The organism is Klebsiella sp. CSG-1, assembly GCF_056521145.1.
In genome coordinates this window covers 312,881-331,488 of record NZ_JBWNLD010000002.1, presented here as the reverse complement: position 1 = coordinate 331,488, position 18,608 = coordinate 312,881, and the positions used below count along the sequence as shown (strand labels likewise).

Annotated in this window: 17 protein-coding genes; 1 reads left to right on the top strand and 16 read right to left on the bottom strand. The window is 56.1% G+C overall.

Features of this window, described 5'->3' with window-relative positions:
- Window positions 1–51: 51 nt before the first annotated feature.
- The 9 genes from pgk to tkt form a co-directional block, all read right to left on the bottom strand.
- A complete protein-coding gene (pgk, locus tag AC007G_RS06130) occupies window positions 52–1,215 on the bottom strand; it encodes a phosphoglycerate kinase (protein ID WP_032690798.1) in 1,164 nt (387 codons plus the stop codon).
- Between the two features lie 77 nt (window positions 1,216–1,292).
- Complete coding sequence (epd, locus tag AC007G_RS06125; RefSeq protein WP_015585767.1) at window positions 1,293–2,312, bottom strand: erythrose-4-phosphate dehydrogenase; 1,020 nt, start codon at window positions 2,310–2,312, stop codon at window positions 1,293–1,295.
- 287 nt (window positions 2,313–2,599) lie between these two features.
- A complete protein-coding gene (locus AC007G_RS06120) occupies window positions 2,600–3,310 on the bottom strand; it encodes a nucleoside/nucleotide kinase family protein (RefSeq protein WP_479466558.1) in 711 nt (236 codons plus the stop codon).
- Window positions 3,307–3,816 carry an MltR family transcriptional regulator gene (locus tag AC007G_RS06115; protein WP_016154381.1) on the bottom strand — a complete coding sequence of 170 codons (510 nt, stop codon included), beginning with the start codon at window positions 3,814–3,816 and terminating at the stop codon, window positions 3,307–3,309. Before AC007G_RS06115 ends, AC007G_RS06120 begins: the two co-directional genes overlap by 4 nt.
- Window positions 3,817–3,831: 15 nt before the next feature.
- A complete protein-coding gene (gene glpX / locus AC007G_RS06110) occupies window positions 3,832–4,803 on the bottom strand; it encodes a class II fructose-bisphosphatase (RefSeq protein ID WP_032698809.1) in 972 nt (323 codons plus the stop codon).
- Window positions 4,800–6,077, bottom strand: a complete 1,278-nt coding sequence (locus tag AC007G_RS06105) for a zinc-binding dehydrogenase (protein WP_032698808.1) — start codon at window positions 6,075–6,077, stop codon at window positions 4,800–4,802. Before AC007G_RS06105 ends, glpX begins: the two co-directional genes overlap by 4 nt.
- A 24-nt stretch (window positions 6,078–6,101) precedes the next feature.
- Window positions 6,102–7,481, bottom strand: coding sequence for a PTS mannitol transporter subunit IIBC (locus tag AC007G_RS06100; protein ID WP_479466557.1), 1,380 nt, complete (start codon window positions 7,479–7,481; stop codon window positions 6,102–6,104).
- 27 nt (window positions 7,482–7,508) lie between these two features.
- On the bottom strand, window positions 7,509–7,952 hold the full coding sequence (gene cmtB, locus AC007G_RS06095; protein WP_032698028.1) for a PTS mannitol transporter subunit IIA: 444 nt from the start codon (window positions 7,950–7,952) through the stop codon (window positions 7,509–7,511).
- A 309-nt stretch (window positions 7,953–8,261) separates the two neighbouring features.
- Window positions 8,262–10,253, bottom strand: a complete 1,992-nt coding sequence (tkt, locus tag AC007G_RS06090) for a transketolase (RefSeq protein WP_142629880.1) — start codon at window positions 10,251–10,253, stop codon at window positions 8,262–8,264.
- Window positions 10,254–10,530: 277 nt separating this feature from the next.
- On the opposite strand from tkt, the gene loiP reads away from it, so the two are divergent.
- Complete coding sequence (gene loiP / locus AC007G_RS06085; RefSeq protein ID WP_032690789.1) at window positions 10,531–11,289, top strand: metalloprotease LoiP; 759 nt, start codon at window positions 10,531–10,533, stop codon at window positions 11,287–11,289.
- Window positions 11,290–11,331: 42 nt separating this feature from the next.
- Here loiP and AC007G_RS06080 read toward each other — a convergent pair whose 3' ends face one another.
- From AC007G_RS06080 to AC007G_RS06050, 7 genes are read right to left on the bottom strand one after another with little or no spacing between them, the layout of a single operon-like run.
- Window positions 11,332–12,972 (bottom strand): thiamine pyrophosphate-binding protein, encoded by a 1,641-nt coding sequence (locus tag AC007G_RS06080; protein ID WP_112150262.1) that lies wholly within the window; start codon window positions 12,970–12,972, stop codon window positions 11,332–11,334.
- 14 nt (window positions 12,973–12,986) lie between these two features.
- Complete coding sequence (locus AC007G_RS06075) at window positions 12,987–14,456, bottom strand: aldehyde dehydrogenase (protein WP_032698804.1); 1,470 nt, start codon at window positions 14,454–14,456, stop codon at window positions 12,987–12,989.
- Between the two features lie 9 nt (window positions 14,457–14,465).
- The gene (locus tag AC007G_RS06070) at window positions 14,466–15,236 is read right to left on the bottom strand and encodes an aspartate dehydrogenase (RefSeq protein ID WP_047663466.1); all 771 of its coding nucleotides are present in this window, start codon (window positions 15,234–15,236) and stop codon (window positions 14,466–14,468) included.
- A gap of 9 nt (window positions 15,237–15,245) precedes the next feature.
- Window positions 15,246–16,040, bottom strand: coding sequence for an SDR family oxidoreductase (locus AC007G_RS06065; RefSeq protein WP_064385116.1), 795 nt, complete (start codon window positions 16,038–16,040; stop codon window positions 15,246–15,248).
- Window positions 16,024–16,794 (bottom strand): alpha/beta fold hydrolase, encoded by a 771-nt coding sequence (locus AC007G_RS06060; protein ID WP_032690784.1) that lies wholly within the window; start codon window positions 16,792–16,794, stop codon window positions 16,024–16,026. The genes AC007G_RS06065 and AC007G_RS06060 overlap by 17 nt, the downstream gene beginning before the upstream one ends.
- A 9-nt stretch (window positions 16,795–16,803) precedes the next feature.
- On the bottom strand, window positions 16,804–17,334 hold the full coding sequence (locus AC007G_RS06055; RefSeq protein WP_032690783.1) for a cupin domain-containing protein: 531 nt from the start codon (window positions 17,332–17,334) through the stop codon (window positions 16,804–16,806).
- 10 nt (window positions 17,335–17,344) lie between these two features.
- A complete protein-coding gene (locus tag AC007G_RS06050; protein WP_032690782.1) occupies window positions 17,345–18,601 on the bottom strand; it encodes an MFS transporter in 1,257 nt (418 codons plus the stop codon).
- Window positions 18,602–18,608 lie beyond the last annotated feature (7 nt).

Sequence of the window (18,608 nt, the reverse complement as noted above, 5' to 3'; positions counted from 1 at the left end):
CAAATTGAATTTTATTTGCAAAACAGGCGGGATTTCCCCGCCTGATCAAACTTACTTCTTAGCGCGCTCTTCAAGCATAGCTACTGCTGGCAGGACTTTACCTTCCACGAATTCGAGGAATGCGCCGCCGCCAGTGGAGATGTAGGAAATTTTGTCCGCAATGCCGAACAGGTCAATCGCTGCCAGAGTGTCACCACCGCCAGCGATGGAGAAACCTTCGCTGTCAGCGATGGCGTTAGCCACGATTTCAGTCCCTTTACGGAAGTTCGGGAATTCGAATACGCCAACCGGACCATTCCACAGAATAGTTTTAGCGTTTTTCAGGATATCAGCCAGTTTCTGTGCAGAAACATCGCCCAGGTCCAGGATCTGCTCGTCATCTTTGATGTCGTTAACAGATTTCAGCGTCGCGGTCGCCGTTTCGGAGAACTCAGTTGCCACGCGAACGTCGGTCGGAACCGGGATATCGCAGGTGGTCAGCAGGCGTTTCGCTTCGTCAACCAGGTCAGCTTCGTACAGGGATTTACCCACGTTGTGGCCCTGAGCGGCAACGAAGGTGTTGGCGATGCCACCACCGACGATCAGCTGGTCAGCGATTTTAGACAGGGAATCCAGAACGGTCAGTTTGGTGGAAACTTTAGAACCACCTACGATGGCAACCATCGGGCGAGCCGGTTCTTTCAGCGCTTTACCCAGCGCGTCCAGTTCGGCGGCCAGCAGCGGGCCTGCGCACGCAACATCGGCGAATTTACCGATACCGTGGGTAGAGGCCTGCGCACGGTGTGCAGTACCGAAGGCGTCCATGACGAACACGTCGCACAGCGCCGCGTATTTTTTGGACAGCGCTTCGTCGTCTTTCTTCTCGCCTTTGTTGAAGCGAACGTTTTCCAGAACAACCAGTTCACCGGCTGCAACTTCAACGCCATCCAGGTAATCTTTAACCAGACGTACCGGGTTAGACAGTTTGTCTTTCAGGTAATTAACAACCGGCAGCAGAGAGAATTCTTCGTTGTACTCGCCTTCGGTCGGACGACCCAGGTGAGAAGTGACCATCACTTTAGCACCCTGTTTCAGCGCCAGCTCAATGGTCGGCAGAGAAGCACGGATACGCGCGTCGCTGGTTACTTTCCCGTCTTTGACTGGTACGTTCAGATCGGCACGGATAAAAACGCGTTTACCAGCCAGATCCAGATCGGTCATCTTAATTACAGACATGGTGAATCCTCTCAATGATTCTTAAAGTTTTGCAGACGCCATACGCTCCATCGCGAACAATGTTGCGCAGGGATGTCTCACCTGAAACCAATAACGGCCATCGCTAACGTCGTGTCGAGCATCCGGTTAGCAAAGCCCCATTCATTATCACACCAGACCAATGTTTTGATCAGATGAGCACCACTGACTCGGGTTTGGGTGCCATCAACGATGGCGCTGTGCGGGTCGTGGTTGAAATCTATCGAGACCAACGGCAATTCCGTATAGTCAACTATACCATGAAATGCACCTTGTGCTGCTTTTTGCAGCAACTGGTTGACTTCATTAGCCTTTACAGGTTTTTTCACCGTCACGCTAAGGTCAATCGCCGTCACATTAATCGTCGGTACGCGGACCGCAATCGCCTCGAAACGATCATTAAACTGCGGGAAAATTCGCGTGATCCCCGCAGAGAGTTTGGTATCAACCGGAATAATCGACTGGCTGGCCGCGCGCGTACGGCGCAGATCCGGATGATAAGCGTCGATCACCTGTTGATCGTGCATGGCGGAGTGGATTGTCGTTACCGTTCCTGACTCAATGCCGTAGGCATCATCTAACAGTTTTATGACCGGGATAATGCAGTTGGTCGTGCAGGAGGCGTTGGAGACAATACGGTGCTCCGTACGCAACTCATCATGGTTCACGCCAAATACAACGGTCGCGTCGAGATCGCTGCTGCCGGGATGGGAAAAGAGCACTTTCTTTGCCCCTGCCCGAATATGGGCTTCGCCATGCTCACGGCTGCCGTAAACACCGGTGCAATCGAGAACAATATCAACCGCCAGCTCCTGCCAGGGCAGCGCCTCAATCGAAGGTTCATGCAGCAGGCGTATGGCATCATCGCCGACATACAGCTGCTCTCTCTCCTGGCGAACATCCCAGGCAAAGCGCCCATGGCTGGTGTCATATTTCAACAAATGCGCGATGCCCGCGGCATCCGCCAGCTCGTTGATTGCCACCACGGTAATTTCCGCACGACGCCCGGATTCATATAAAGCGCGAACCACGTTGCGTCCTATGCGACCGAAGCCATTAATCGCGATGCGTATGGTCATAGGTCTCCTGCAAGGTTGTCCCTGATTTGAGATGGCTGACAGAGTAATCCAGCCACGCCCGAAGGGAAACCTTACCCGTCGCAAACTGCGACTGATTGATTAATTGTCGAACATTTAATCGACTGAAACGCTTCAGCTAGAATAAGCGAATCAGGGAATAAAAGGAATGACTGTCCAGCCAAAGAAGGCAGTTATCTGACGTACGTCACATTTTACCTACTGAGACGGGGGGCAATTATCCCAGTAAGTCGTAATAATCATTACGGCATAACTGGAATAATTTACCTTCACGCAATCCGATACTCACCTGATTCCAGCGTCTCCAGCGTCAGGTCGCCAGGCCGGCTAGTTTCCAGGACCCGACGAACATTCGGTCCGTCGGTACGCTCATAAAATGCCTCAGCATCAGCTCGCGATAATCCACCAGCCAGTTTACGGCCCACCAGTCGTGTACGAAGCGCATTGGCTGGGGCGCGAATAAACAGCGAGTAATCACAAAACGCAGCTAACGCTCGCCATCTTTCGTCATCGCGCAATAACCAGTTTCCTTCCACAATCACAATCGGCGCCGTCACTGTGATGGCCGCCTCTACCGGATCATGCTTTTGCCGGTCATATTGCGGCCAGCATCCTTCCCCTTCCCTTATCTGGCGCAGATTCTGCGCAAGTTTCCCCACATCAAAGGTTTCCGGCGCACCTTTGTAGGCCCGCAGATTATGGGCATCCAGCCAGCTGTTATAATGATGGAAGCCATCCATCGGCAGCGTCTGGATCTCCGGCAAGCAAGGATCATGGCGAGAGAGGTATTCCCAGAAGCTTGTCAGCGTCGATTTACCCGTCCCCGGCGGTGCGCTGAGAAAAACGATCGTTCGTCGCTGCGGGTTAGCGGCGTGTATTTTTGACAGCTGCTGCAATAACGGTTTGTGAACGTTCTGTATCTCATCATCCTGGTAATGTGCTTCAACCTGGAGCCCATTCACCGTTAGTTCGATTTTCACGGCGTTAATTCCTTTAAAATCGCCGTCACTGCCAGCGTCATTGCCGTCTTGACCATTGCGCTAAAGCGCACTTCAGACCACGCAGCAAAGTCAGCAAACTTCATCGACTCCAGCGCACCATAAAGGGTCGCGTTGCGGGTGATACTGTTGACGTTGCTGACAAAATCCCAGGTAATGTCATCGGCAAAACCGGGGATATTATCCTGCTCGTTCAGGTACTGATAAAACTGAGAAAAATGAGTAATGTCGGCATAAAGCCACTTATCCATTTTCCCCAGCGCATAAATCAGACGTAACGCAACGTCGATATCGTCAAGCGGCCCACTCTGGGCGAGTAACGGCTTCACTGCATATTCCACGATCTCTTCATCGTTATTGACGAACAGCGACGGTAGAAAGCGCTTAATGCCCTGGAGCAAAATGTTATGTGCCGTCGTCATAAACGAGAGTAAATTATTTTGAGCATCCAGTTGCTCAAGCACATCGTCTTCTGTCAGCGTCGTCATTCGTTTCTCGATGAATCACCATGAATGCAGGGAGTCTATTATATTACACGTTCGATCCGCGCCGCCGATCAGTAAAGTTTGCGTGCGCACACCATTCGCAACCTGTTGGATCCCTTTAACAAGATCGCCGCCCGTGACCCCCGTCGCGCTGAAGAGGATCTCATTTCCCCCTACCAGTTCGTCGAGCGTATAGATTCGGTTGATCTCAACGCCCATCTCCGCGCAGCGCTGACGTTCCTGGGTTGCAATCAGACGATGATCTGCGCTATCCCCTTTCGCTTCGCAAAAATCGATCAGCTCAGCCTGCATATCGCCCCTCAGCGCTTTAACCGCACAGGCTGAAATAACCCCTTCAGGCGCCCCGCCAATGGTATACATCAGGTCATAGGGATTATCTTGCATACAGGCCAGCACGCTGGCGGCAACATCGCCATCGGGCAGAGCAAAAACCTTGACGCCAAGTCGTGTCGCCTCAGCAATCGCCGGTTGAAGGCGCGGTTTATCCAGCGTCACCATACGCAGTCGCTCCAGCGGTTTGCCCAACGCCTCTGCTACATTACGCAGATTGTCTGCCAACGGCAGCGCCAGATTAATCGCCCCTTTGGCGCAGCGATTAACAACCAGTTTTCTCATGTACATATCTGGGGCGTGTAACAAACTGCCACGGGGTGCAAACGCCATGACGGCCAGGGCGTTGCTTTGCCCCATCGCCACCATTCGGGTTCCTTCGATAGGATCGACGGCGATATCTACCTCAGGCCCGACGCCGTTTCCCACCTCTTCACCAATCCACAGCATCGGGGCTCGATCAATCTCCCCTTCGCCAATGACGATTCGTCCACGGATGCCAATACTGTTCAATGCTTCCCGCATTGCCGTCACGGCCAGACCGTCAATCTTGTTTTTATCGCCGCACCCGGTTTGTGGCCAGGCGGCCAGCGCAGCCTGCTCCGTGATGCGAAATAGCGGCCATGCCAGCGACATCATATCGCCGCCTCCCCGATATCAACGCCAAAGTGCGCCAAAAGGTATTTTTCTGCCTTTTCATTCCAGATACCGTGCGTCTCTTCCACCAGCTGCGCCAGTTCTTTGAATAATGGGTCAGTTTTCCCTTTCTCCGCAAAATCAGCAATGGCAGTCAACGGCATGGTAACGCCGTTATATATAAGCTTTTTACCCCCGGGGATCGCAGGTAAATTCAGTACGGTTTCCGGAACCGCATCAAGGCCGCCAATATGCGTCACCATAAACGACGGTTGCAGCTGGCCGGTTGCACTGAGCGCAATTGCCTCTTTCATATCATCCGTTGAACCACCGGATGTCCCGACAACGTGAGTACTGTTGTAGTGCACGTTATAAAAATTAAACGGCACTTTGAAGTGACTGTCCGTAGGGCCGGCAAAGAAGTTCAGACAACCATCTTCCGCGAGCAAATCATCAGCCATTTCAATGACTGCAGGCACTGCCGCATACACAAAGATATCATCAAAACCTATGTCATTGGTTAACGCACGCAGCATCGCTGTCGGAGAGTCCATGCCGGAAGTATTCACATAGATAAGCTCAATCCCCTTTTCTGCCGCCAGCTCAACCGGCAACAGTTTTTTAGCCTGCGCCAGTCGCGCTTCGTCAATATCGACCACCACCACGCGTGACGGCTGAATACTGCCGTTAATGGCATAATCTATTGCGCCAATACCCATCGGCCCGGCGCAGGCCAGAAGGGCAATGCTTCCCCCCGGCTTAATCCCCATACGATGCTCATAGACGTAAGGCGTCGTATGATAGTTTGCGTTATAGGCGCCAATAATGCAGCACATCGGTTCTGCCAGTGAGGCGGCGGCAAAGTAAGATCCGTGGTAAGGCAAAACGCATCCCAGGTTAATCGCGACCTCCGGGATAATCATATATGTCGCATTGCCGCCAAAATATTCATAGCTGTACCCCGCTGAATAGCCACTTGGCAATCCCATCGCGGGTTGCAAAACAAAACGCTGACCTTTCTTATATTTATCCGTCAGGTTTTTTCCAACCTCAACAATGATACCTGCACATTCATGCCCGGTAATAACCGGATGATTTTCCAGATCGTCCGGTACGCGTTTATGATCGCTCCCTAAGGCTGCCGCTTTCCAGGTGGATAAACAAACGCTATCGGATATTACGCTGACTAATAATTCATTATCTGTAATGGCAGGCAGTTCAAACTCGCGGATACGAATATCCTGCTTGCCATATATGGCAGCAACTTTCGTTTTCATATTCACTCCAATAATAGAATAGGGTTAGTTCGCAGTAATGCGTTTAAATAAATCGTCCAACAGTGGGTCACCAATATAATTTTTAATCAGCACTAATGGCTTGTCACTCACACGTTTAACACGACCTTCAAGACTGGCATGGGTGACAATAATATCGGCATCTTGCGGAACGTTTTCGATGGCGTAATGCGTTACATTAATATTCAATCCCGCTTTTTCCAGACGTTTACGAAACGTGGTTGCCCCCATGGCACTGGAACCCATTCCCGCATCACAAACAAAAGCGACGCGTTTAATATTTTTATAAGAAAACTTACCTTCCTGCTTCATTGCCTTGACGGTTCTGGCTGATTCAGCGAAGCCATCTTCACTTTCTGTTTCGACGTTCTTTTCCATTTTCAGGATTAAAGAGGTAATAACAAAGGTGACAATCGTTCCCGCGGTGACTCCTGCAATAGTTGCGAGGAAAGAACCTTTTGGCGTTAATGCCAGGTAAGCGAATATTGAGCCGGGGCTCGGTCCTGCAACCAACCCACCGTTCAGCAGATAGAATACCCACGTCCCGGTCATTCCCCCGGCAATCATACCAATCAGGGTCAGAGGCTTCATCAACACATATGGGAAATACAGTTCATGAATACCACCGAGGAAGTGGATAATCATAGCGCCTAGCGCAGATTTCTTACTCATCCCCTTGCCAAAGATGGCAAAGCCAAGTAACAAACCTAACCCCGGTCCAGGGTTGGATGCCACCATGAAAAAAATCGATTTTCCCGTTTCTGAAGCTTGCTGCATTCCCAGCGGATAATACACGCCCTGATCGATGGCATTGTTCAGAAAGAGGATTTTTGCAGGCTCATTGATCACGGACAGCAACGGCAGATAACCCGCATGAACCAACGCTTCAATACACTCCTTCACAAAATTATTGGCAATGAGAACCGCTGGACCAATGACTTCAAACCCCAGCAAGCATAAAAGCATCCCCGCAATACCAAGTGAGAAGTTATTGATAACCATCTCGAACCCTGCAGGAATGCGTTTTTCCAGCAGCTGGTCAACATGCTTAATCACCCAACCGCCAAGCGGTCCCATCACCATCGCGCCAAGGAACATCGGGATATCCGCGCCCACAATCACGCCAATAGACCCAATACCTCCCATTACCGCGCCACGTTTCCCCCCCACCAGATGCCCCCCAGTGGAGCCAATCATGACGGGCAGTAAATAGGTAATCATCGGACCGACAATTTTGGCGAAATGCTCATTCGGCATCCAACCGGTAGGAATAAACAATGCGGTTATAAAACCCCAGGCAATAAAAGCGCCGATGTTGGGGATGACCATTGCAGTCAAAAACCCACCAAAAGCCTGGACTTTGGCACGAGCAGACTTGTTTTCCATAATAATATCCTGAAAGGAAACGGTTAATTATGCGTGGGCGATAATATCCGCCAATTGTTTCTCTGATTTAGCCGCTAACAACGCGGTCAGTACTTCCTCTTCACATAATAATTCGCTTAAGGCCTGAATAGCGCCAATGTGTGAATCTGCATTTGCCGCCGACAATCCGATTAATAATCGGACACCTTCATCATCTTCGGCAAATTTAACTTCCTGTTTGAGGAGTGTTAATGACATCCCGGTTTTTAACGCGCCACATTCCGGACGAGCGTGCGGCATGGCGACGCCAGGCGCTAAAATATAATAAGGGCCATTGTTAATCGTTGAATCTTTAATGGCCTGAATATAACCTGAATTGACATAATGATTAGCGAGTAAGGAAGACATAGAAAAGTCAATTGCCTCCTGCCAGTTCTTTGCGGAATTTTTTATTGAGATAGATGCTTCTGGAAAGTAATCAATCAGCCGCATATATTTTCCTTATTTTTAGGGTACGAGTGAGCGTTAAAAACAAAATACTCGAGCGGCAAAATGAAATCAATCGAGGAGAAAAACACATACAGCGCAGGATGCTTTTACATGAAGCCTTTAAAAACAATTAGTTGTTAACAAAAATATAAAAAGCAATACAAATTATGTGACGCGCATTACAAAATTCAAACATTGCTAAATATCATATTTGTGATTCAGATCTACAATATTGGGTTGCACAGACTTAAATAAATTTAATCCCATAAAAAACGGGCCGCCTGAGCGACCCGTTTTCACCTGTAAACGTAATTACAGCAGCGCTTTTGCCTTCGCAACCACGTTGTCGACGGTGAAGCCGAACTCTTCGAACAGCTGCTCTGCCGGCGCAGACTCACCGAAGGTGGTCATGCCAACGATAGCGCCATTCAGGCCCACGTATTTGAACCAGTAGTCGGCGATGCCGGCTTCGACGGCCACGCGAGCAGAGACCGCTTTCGGCAGCACCGATTCACGGTACGCCGCGTCCTGCTTGTCGAACGCGTCGGTGGACGGCATAGAGACCACGCGCGCCTTCACCCCTTCGGCCGTCAGTTTATCCCACGCGGCCACCGCCAGTTCGACTTCAGAACCGGTGGCGATGAAGATAAGCTCCGGCTGACCGGCGCACTCTTTCAGCACGTAGCCACCGCGGGCGATGTTCGCCAGCTGCTCTGCAGTACGATCCTGCTGTGCCAGGTTCTGACGGGAGAGGATCAGCGCGGTCGGGCCGTCATGACGCTCAACGCCGTATTTCCACGCCACCGCCGATTCCACCTGGTCACACGGACGCCATGTGGACATGTTCGGGGTCACGCGCAGGGACGCCACCTGCTCTACCGGCTGGTGCGTCGGGCCATCTTCGCCCAGACCGATGGAGTCGTGGGTGTAGACCATCACCTGACGCTGTTTCATCAGCGCCGCCATACGCACCGCGTTACGCGCATATTCCACGAACATCAGGAAGGTGGAGGTGTACGGCAGGAAACCACCGTGCAGAGAGATCCCGTTGGCGATCGCGGTCATACCGAATTCACGCACGCCGTAATGGATATAGTTACCGGCGGTGTCTTCATTAATCGCTTTAGAACCAGACCACAGGGTCAGGTTGGATGGCGCCAGGTCAGCGGAGCCGCCGAGGAATTCCGGCAGCCACGGGCCAAACGCTTCAATCGCATTCTGCGACGCTTTACGGCTGGCGATTTTCGCCGGGTTAGCCTGCAGCTTAGCGATAAATTCATTGGCTTTAGCGTCGAAGTCAGCCGGCATTTCGCCCTTCATACGACGGGTAAACTCAGCGGCTTCCTGCGGGAAGGCTTTGGCATACGCGGCGAACTTCTCGTTCCAGGCCGCTTCTTTCGCCTGACCGGCTTCTTTGGCATCCCACTGCGCATAGATATCAGACGGGATGTCGAAGGCCGGGTGTTTCCAGCCCAGGGCTTCGCGGGTCAGGGCAATTTCGGCATCGCCCAGCGGCGCGCCGTGGGAATCGTGGGTACCGGCTTTGTTCGGCGAACCGAAACCGATGATGGTTTTGCACATCAGCAGGGACGGCTTGTCGGTGACCGCACGCGCTTCTTCTACCGCGCGTTTGATCGCCTCAGCGTCGTGACCGTCAACGCCGCGCACTACGTGCCAGCCATAGGCTTCGAAACGTTTAGCGGTGTCGTCGGTGAACCAGCCTTCCACATGACCGTCGATGGAGATACCGTTGTCATCATAGAACGCCACCAGTTTGCCCAGCTTCAGGGTACCGGCCAGGGAGCAGACTTCGTGCGAGATCCCTTCCATCATGCAGCCGTCGCCCATGAAAGCGTAGGTGAAGTGGTCAACGATATCGTGGCCCGGACGGTTGAACTGCGCAGCCAGCGTTTTTTCCGCAATAGCCATGCCCACGGCGTTAGCAATCCCCTGGCCCAGCGGACCGGTGGTGGTTTCCACGCCAGCGGTGTAGCCCACTTCCGGGTGGCCCGGAGTCTTAGAGTGCAGCTGACGGAAGTTTTTCAGCTCTTCGATCGGCAGATCATAACCGGTGAGGTGCAGCAGGCTGTAAATCAGCATGGAACCGTGGCCGTTGGACAGCACAAAGCGGTCGCGGTCGGCCCAGGCCGGGTTCTGCGGGTTATGGTTCATGAAATCACGCCACAGGACTTCGGCAATGTCAGCCATACCCATCGGGGCACCCGGGTGGCCGGATTTGGCTTTCTGTACAGCATCCATGCTCAGCGCACGAATAGCGTTAGCAAGCTCTTTACGTGAGGACATTTTGACTCCAGTTCGGACTGTTGAAGGCCATACCCTTAACGACTTGACGAGAGCGCGTTTTGGGCTACGCCAGAAAAAAGTGTCAACAATGTAACCCAAGCGCGAAAGCATGTACATGGAGCATCCTTTTGTGGTTTAAGAAATCTCCGGAACACGTTGTGCTGCCCCGGAATCCTCTCGCCCGCGTCGCGCAATAGTCTTTATAATTTGTACAGGATGCGACAGCCTTATTGTTGCCTTTTTCAGTCAGATCATCGAACGAGTGTGGAAGATAAAAATGAAAATTCGCTCAACTATTCTTGCCCTTGGGATCGCAGCAACCCTCACCGGATGTCAGAACATGGACTCCAACGCCCTTCTCAGTTCGGGCGCCGAAGCTTTTCAGGCCTATTCCCTGAGCGACGCTCAGGTTAAAAGCTTAAGTGACCAGGCTTGCAAAGAGATGGATAGCAAAGCCACCCTCTCGCCGGCCAGCAGCGAATACAGCAAGCGCCTGAGCAAAATCGCCGCCGCGCTGGGCGACAATATCAACGGCCAGCCGGTGAATTACAAAGTGTATGAAACCAAGGACGTCAACGCGTTCGCGATGGCGAATGGCTGCATCCGCGTCTATAGCGGCCTGATGGACATCATGAACGATAACGAAGTTGAAGCGGTCATCGGCCATGAGATGGGCCACGTCGCCCTCGGCCACGTCAAGAAAGGGATGCAGGTCGCGCTCGGCACCAACGCCGTTCGCGCCGCCGCTGCCTCGGCGGGCGGTATCGTCGGCAGCCTGTCGCAATCTCAGCTTGGCGATCTGGGCGAAAAGCTGGTGAACTCGCAGTTCTCCCAGCGCCAGGAGTCCGAAGCGGACGACTACTCCTACGATCTGCTGCGTAAGCGCGGGATTAATCCAGGAGGGCTGGCCACCAGCTTCGAGAAGCTGGCTAAGCTGGAAGCCGGGCGTCAAAGCTCAATGTTTGACGATCACCCGGCCTCCGAAGAACGTGCTCAGCATATCCGCGATCGTATGAAGGCAGACGGCATTAAATAATCTCTCCGTCCCCTCTCTGCGCCGCAGAGAGGGGAAAAGAGCTTAGTACAGCGTCTTCTGCGGCGGCCCGGCAAAACGCAGCGCGCCAATCTGCCCCATCCTGACCTCTACCACCGACGGCCCCGGCGTCGCCAGCGCTTCGGTCATCACCGCGGTGAAATCTTCCGCTCGCTCAACGCTCCACGCCTGTAGACCGATAGCCTGCGCCAGCAGCGTGAAATCCGGCGTGTGCAGCTCGTTGTAATACTGGCGACCGCCGAAATACTTATCCTGAATACCGCGCATCACGCCATAGCCGCCATCGTTCATGATCAGCAGCGTCACGTTGGCCTTTTCCTGCGCCAGCGTCGCCAGCTCTCCGAGGTTCAGGCTCAGACCGCCATCGCCGACCAGGCCGACTATCTTGCGCTGCGGGTTGGCGATCGCCGTGCCGATCGCCATCGGCAGCCCCATACCAATGGCCCCCGCCAGCGAATGCACGTTCATCAGCGGGCCATTTGCACGGAACAGACGACTGCCCCACAGGCTGCCGGAGACGGTGATATCGCGGACCAGAATACCGTCATCAGGCAGCGCCTGTTCGATAGCGTCGTTCAGTTGGGCATAGGCGCCGCACTGTTCACGTAGCCCGTGCTCCGCCAGCGTCACCGCCTCTTTGACCTGTGCGTCCCAGTGACCATTGCCCCATTCACGCCCCTGCGCTTTGGCCGCCAGCGCCGCCAGTAAAGCCGAACAATCGGCGATCAGCGTGTTGTCCATCAGATAGTTACGGCTGGCCGCCGCCGGATCGATATCAATCTGTACGCGTGGCGAAGGCAGTTCAAGCGTCCAGGAGCGCGTTTCGTTACTGCGCAGACGCGAGCCCGCGACCAGGGTGAAATCACATTGCGCCATCAGCGCCTCAACGGAAGGCGAATTATGGAAGGCGCGCAGGCTGGCGCGATGGCTGTCCGGCAGCACGCCGCGCCCGTGGGTACTGGAGATCACGGTGATCCCCGCATCCGCCAGTTTTTTCACCGCCGCCGCGCTACCGATAGCCCCGCCGCCCAGCCACAGCAGCGGCTGTTTCGCCTGCCTGAGCTGCGCCCACAGGGTATCCACCGTTGCCTGAGCGACGGGCGCCGCCGGCGCGATGTTCAGCGGGGCGGTGACCAGCGCCAGGGGAATGCTTGCCCCCTGAATATCAATCGGGATCTCCACCGATACCGGCCCGCACGGCGGCGTCCGCGCTTCCTGAATCGCCTTGTGCAAAATGGCGATCGCCTGATTGGCGTTACTGATGCGATACGCGCGTTTCGAACTGGCTTTCAGGAAGGTCAGCTGATCGCGGGTTTCGTGAATAAAACCGGTATCCGCATCCAGCCAGGTTTTCTCTACCTGACCGGTCAGATGCAGCAGCGGCGTACCGGCATTCATCGCCTCCACCAGCGCCCCGACCGCGTTCCCCGCCCCGGCACCGGTGCTGGTTAGCGCGACTCCGAGGCCGGAAAAGCGACCGTGGGCGTCGGCCATGGTCACCGAACCGGCTTCGCCTCGCGCCGGAACAAAGCGGATGTTGCCGCGTTGGCCAATAGCATCGGCAACCGGCAGGTTATGAATAGAGATGACGCCGTAAATAGCCTCAACGTTGTACTGCTCCAGCGTTCTGGCGATGGCTTCGCCGACGGTTATCATTTCGCTCATTGCTCACCCTTCTCTCAATCGCACCAGTGATTCACGCTATTACCCGTCGCCAGATAAATGCTCTTTTGTTGCATCCAGGCTTTCAGCCCCTGAATACCTTTTTCGCGGCCCAGACCGCTCTCTTTAAAGCCCCCGAACGGGGTCGAAATGGAGAAAACCTTGTAGGTGTTGATCCACACCGTCCCGGCTTCCAGACGCTCGCTTAAGCGCAGGGCACGTCCGCTATCCCGCGTCCAGATCCCCGCCGCCAGGCCATAGACCGAGTCATTGGCTTCGCGGATCAGCTGGGCTTCATCGCGAAAGGGCATCGCCACCAGTACCGGGCCGAAGATCTCTTCCTGACAGACGCGCGCCTGATTCGTCAGCCCTTCGACGATCGTCGGCTGGAAGTAGCTCCCCGCCGCCAGCGCCGGATCGGCCGGAATCTCTCCTCCGCATAGCACCCGCCCGCCTTCGCGTTTCGCCAGTTCGACGTACGCGAGCACGCCGTCACGGTGCTGTTCATTAATCAACGGCCCGATGTGGGTATCGTCGCTGAACGGATGGCCAATCCGCAGTCCGCGCGTCAGCTCCAGCAGCCGCGCCATCAGCTGCGGGTAAACTTTTTCATGCACAAACAGCCGCGAACCGGCGATGCACGCCTGACCGCCGGAGCTGAAAATGCCGTAGCAGATCCCCCGCGCCGCCTGTTCGATATCGGCATCCTCCAGCACGATGGTCGGCGATTTACCGCCCAGCTCCAGCGATGCCGGGATCAGTTTTTCTGCCGCCACGTGCGCCAGATGGCGTCCGGTGCGGGTGCCGCCGGTAAACGAAATTTTGCGCACCAGCGGATGACGCGCCAGGGCGTCGCCAATCACCGATCCTTTCCCCGGCAGCACGCTCAGCAGCCCCGCAGGTAAACCGGCTTGCTCGAAGATCCGCGCCAGTTCCAGCGCCATCAGCGGCGTCGCTTCCGCGGGTTTGAGGATCACCGCATTACCCGCGGCGATCGCCGGCGCCACTTTTTGCATTTCGCTGGCGATCGGCGAGTTCCACGGGGTGATCGCCGCCACCACGCCCAGCGGTTCGTAGCGGCTCAGGGTCAACAGGTCTGCCTGACGCGGAGTCGGCAGCTCCCCTTCCAGCAGCTCGCAGGCGGCGGCGAAATAGCGGGCGCTTGCCGCCGCACTCATCACCAGCCCCCGCGCTTCCGCCAGCGGCTTGCCGTTGTCCCGACTTTGCATTCGCGCCAGTTCATCCAGACGAGATTCAATCAGATCCGCCACCTTATGCAGGATCTTTGCCCGCAGATGCGGCAGCATGTTGCGCCACGTTGGTTCCCGCCAGGCACGCTCGGCGCAGGTTATCGCTTCCTGCAGATCGTCGAGACTGGCCGCCCGCAGCGTCGCATTCACCGTGCCGTCCGCCGGAAAGTAGCTGTGCATCAGATTGCCGCCGCCGTGGCGCCAGTGACCGCCGATAAAGATCGTTAATTCGTCCATTGCCGCCTCTTAGCGTTGCGCCAGTTCACGGCAGGCGCGTACCGCGCTCAGTGCCGCCAGGGTAGATGTTTTAGGATTGTCGGCCAGCGGCAGGCCGCTCAGCTCGAGGCGAAACTCACCGAACGCGCCTTCAACATGTAACGTGTGGGTATTGCGCCGCGTGGCCGGATCGACCATCAGCTGCACCCGCGTGTCGTCCATTCCGATACCGCCCAACGCCACGGTTGCCGCCACGTTGGCATTCGCCGGAAACAGGCGTGCCGCTTCGCGAGCGCTGCCTTCAAAAAAGATTTTCGCCTCGCTGACCGCATTGAGGTCGATGAGCATTTCCGCGTAGCTTCCACGCCAGCTGGCCGGGCTTTTGCGCGACTGATAGGTCACGCGCTCAAGACCGCCCTCTTTTGCCGCCGCCAGTCCGTCAATGCCGGCCACCGCGCCGGAGAGCAGCGTCAGCCTGCCGCCCGCCTGATATAAACGCTGTTCGAGCGCGCTATCGGCCAGCGCGCCGGTAGAGATCACCGCCAGATGCCAGCCGCGGGCGAGAATGGCTTCGCCATACTGCGCAACCGCCTGTTGGCTGGCGCACTCCAGCACCAGATCCGGGGTTTCCGTACAGGATTGCGGATCGTCAAGCACCGTCACCGCATCGCCAAAGCGGGCGCGAATCGTCGCCTGATGGGCTTCCCGGGCGACAATCCAGCCTAACGTGACCTGCGGGGGCAGCCGTTCAATTACCGCTTGCGCCATGGCGCCATAGCCGATAAGCATAATTTTTTTCATGATGGCTCCTTAAAGGTGACGGCAAAAACCGCCGGAGACATCCAGCGCGGCGCCGGTGGTAAACGATGCCAGCGGCGAGGCCAAAAACAGCAGCGCCTGCGCAGGCTCCTGCGGCTTGCCGAGACGCGCCATCGGGATCCCACGTTTACGGGCGATATCCGCCGTCCACTCGGGCCAGCTCTGCTGCTTATCGGCACGATTTTCAAAGCGCCGCTGCCACTGCCCCGACTCCACCATTCCCAGCAAAATCGAGTTGACGCGAATGCCTTTTGCTACCAAATCTTTTGACAGCGTCAGCGTCATGTTGAGCAACGCCGCGCGGGCGGCGGAGGTGGCAATCATGTGCTCTTCCGGCTGTAGCGCCAGCAGTGAATTGACGCAGGTAATCGAGGCGATATCCGACCGCTCCAGCTGCGGCTGAAAGGCCTTCACCGGGTTGATCACGCCAAACAACTTCAGCTCAGCCTCATGCAACCACGCCTCGCGCGGGGTATCGGCAAAGTGCGCCACGTAGCCCTGCCCGGCGTTGTTGATCAACATGTCCGCGCCGCCAAAACGCGCCGCCACCGCATCGGCAAAGGCCTGCACCTCGTCTTCTTTCAGGACGTCGCAGCGGTAAGAGAAAACCTCCGCTCCGGGATACTCGTTCTGCAACGCGGCATGCGCGCTGGCGAGCCGGTCGGGATTGCGGCCGCAGAAAGCGACTTTCGCCCCTTCGCCCAGCAGCAGACGCAGCGTTTCAAAGCCGATCCCTGACGATCCTCCGGTGACTACCGCTACACGGCCTTCAATTTGTGCATTCATCGCGCACCTCTTCCCCTACCCGTAAAAGCTGTTGATTAAAAAAGGTTTCATTATCGAGATAGCTGGCGTGACCCGCGTGCGGAATCGCGGTGTACGGCATGCCGTAGCGTAGCGCCAGACCACGCACCAGCTCTGGTTGAGTGATAGCGTCCTGCTCACCGCACCACACCTCAAACCGGCCGTGATAATCGCCAAGCCAGCGGTGAATATCGTCGTGCGCCAGCATCCACGCCGCGGCCAGATAGCCCTCACGACGCAGCTTGCGCATTCCGGCGGCAACGGTGGCGATATCGGCCTCCGCCGCACAGGGATGCAGCAGCTTCGCCGCCCGGGTTTGCGCCAGCCGCTCTGCTCCTGACGCCATTTGCTGCTGGCGACTGCGCCAGACTTTTTCCCGCTGTTCCGCCTCCGCCTGGCCGTACCCCTGTGCGGCATCGGCTAACACCAGATAGCGCACGCGGCGGGGATATTTCGCCGCAAAGGCGCTGGCCACCAGCGCACCGAGCGAATGCCCCACCACGACCGCCTGCTCAACGCCGGCGTGGTCCAGCATGCGCGCCAGCGCATCGGCATAATCACCCGCATTCGCCTGCGCAACCGGCAGCATCGGGCTTTCGCCATAACCGGGCATATCCCAGGCCAGCACACGATAGCCGGACAGCGCCATCTGTTTATGCCAGGAAGCCGCGCCGGAGCTGATGCCATGTAACAGCACCAGCGGCGTGCCGTGCCCTTGTTCACGAAAACCCGTCATACCGCCTCCTTAATTACGTTTTACTTTCGACAGGGGGTGATCTTCCGGATAGGTCGGAATATTCGGCTTCCTGGTGCCCAGCATCACGCACATCAGCGCCTCTTCCTCACCGTGGTTAAACAGCCCGCGGTAGATGCCCGCCGGGACGGAGATCAGATCGCGCTCGCGCAGCACGGTTTCGGTATAGCTGTCGCCATCCTGAATCATCAGCGTTATCTGCCCTTTGAGCATGAAGAACACCTCCTCCACATCATCATGCAGATGCAGCGGCCCCTCACATTTCGCCGGCAGCACCATGGTGGAGAAGGTGAAGTTTTCCGCTGCCACGGTATTGGTATCGCTCGCCACGCCGGTGGCGCCGGTGCCGATATAGCGCATCTGGGCGCGACGGTATTTCGGGTCGAAATCAGCCTGGAATTTCAGCGCGTTCCAGTCATATTTCCGTCCCTCAAAGCGCGCGATACGCGACTCTACCCACTCTTCCATCGTCAGATGTTCAGGTTTGATACCCGGTTTTGCAGTCACGGTTGAATCAGTCATCGTTTTCTCCTCAGTAACGTCTCAGCAGCGGCAGTAACAGGACGCAGCCCACTGCCGCCATCACCGCCAGAAAAATCAGCCCGGAATCCATGCTGTGGGTGAAGGCGATCAGCGCCCCCATCACCGCCGGCGACAGGGCGCCTGCAAAGTTCCCCAGCCCGTTGAAAATGCCCCCCGCCGTGGCGCTGACCCGGGGATGGGTCGCCTTGGCCAGCAGGGCGAAAATATTGGGTGCGCCGGTGCCCCACATAAAGGTGCTGAAACTCATCGCCGCAATGACCGTCAGCGGGGTGGCGAAGTGCATCACCGCCGCCAGGCCAACCGCCGCCCCGGCCAGCGAGACAAAGCAGGCGGCGGCGCGTTTATCAAGACGATCGGAGAGCCAGGCGCCAATTATTTCGCCCAGCAGCATGGCGATAAACGGCATCGACGACAGCCAACCGGCATGCTCCAGATGGATCCCTTTACCTTTAATCAGATAGCCCGGCAGCCAGCCGTTGATGCCCCACAGATAGGCCAGAAAGGCGATGTTAAACACGCAAATCATCCAGAAATGCGCGCTGACGAACAGCTCCCGCCGCGCGGCGCGGCGCGCCTCCTGGGATACCTTTTCGCCGGACGCTTTGCTCTCCAGCTGCACCCCGCGCAGGCCGATGCGCACGAAAATCAGCACCGGCACCGTCAGCATCGCCATCACAAAGAAGGTGCTCTGCCAGCCAAAGGTATTGAGCAGCCAAATCGACAGCGGAAAACCAATTGCTGCGCCGACCGGTGTTCCGAGCAGCCACAGCATGGTGGCCCGCGCCTGAAGCCGCTGCGGGAAGGTGTGGCGGACGATGGCGAACGCCAGCGGAAACAGCGGCCCTTCGGCGATGCCGAGCAGAATGCGCAAGGTGACCATCACCGTGTAGTTATGGGTGAAGCCCATCATCACCATTAAAACGCACCACACCATCATCATGCCGGTGAGCAGGCGCAGCGGCGCGATGCGATCGCCCAATCCGCTGAGCAGCACCGAGGAAAAACCGTAGCTCAGCAGGAAGGCACTCATCAGAATGCCCAACCGCGTGGTATCAAAATCCATCCCCATCGCCTGCTGGAAATGGCTATCGGAAAACAAGGCGGCAATGCTGATTTTGTCGAAGAACGCCAGCAGTACGCAGGCCAGCAGCGACAGCGGAATTGCCCAGCGGACCGCCTTTTCAGGCGTATGGACGCCCTCACCGCCTGCCTCAAGCGGCGCGGTGTTTGTCTCTAATGTGGTCATCTCTCCC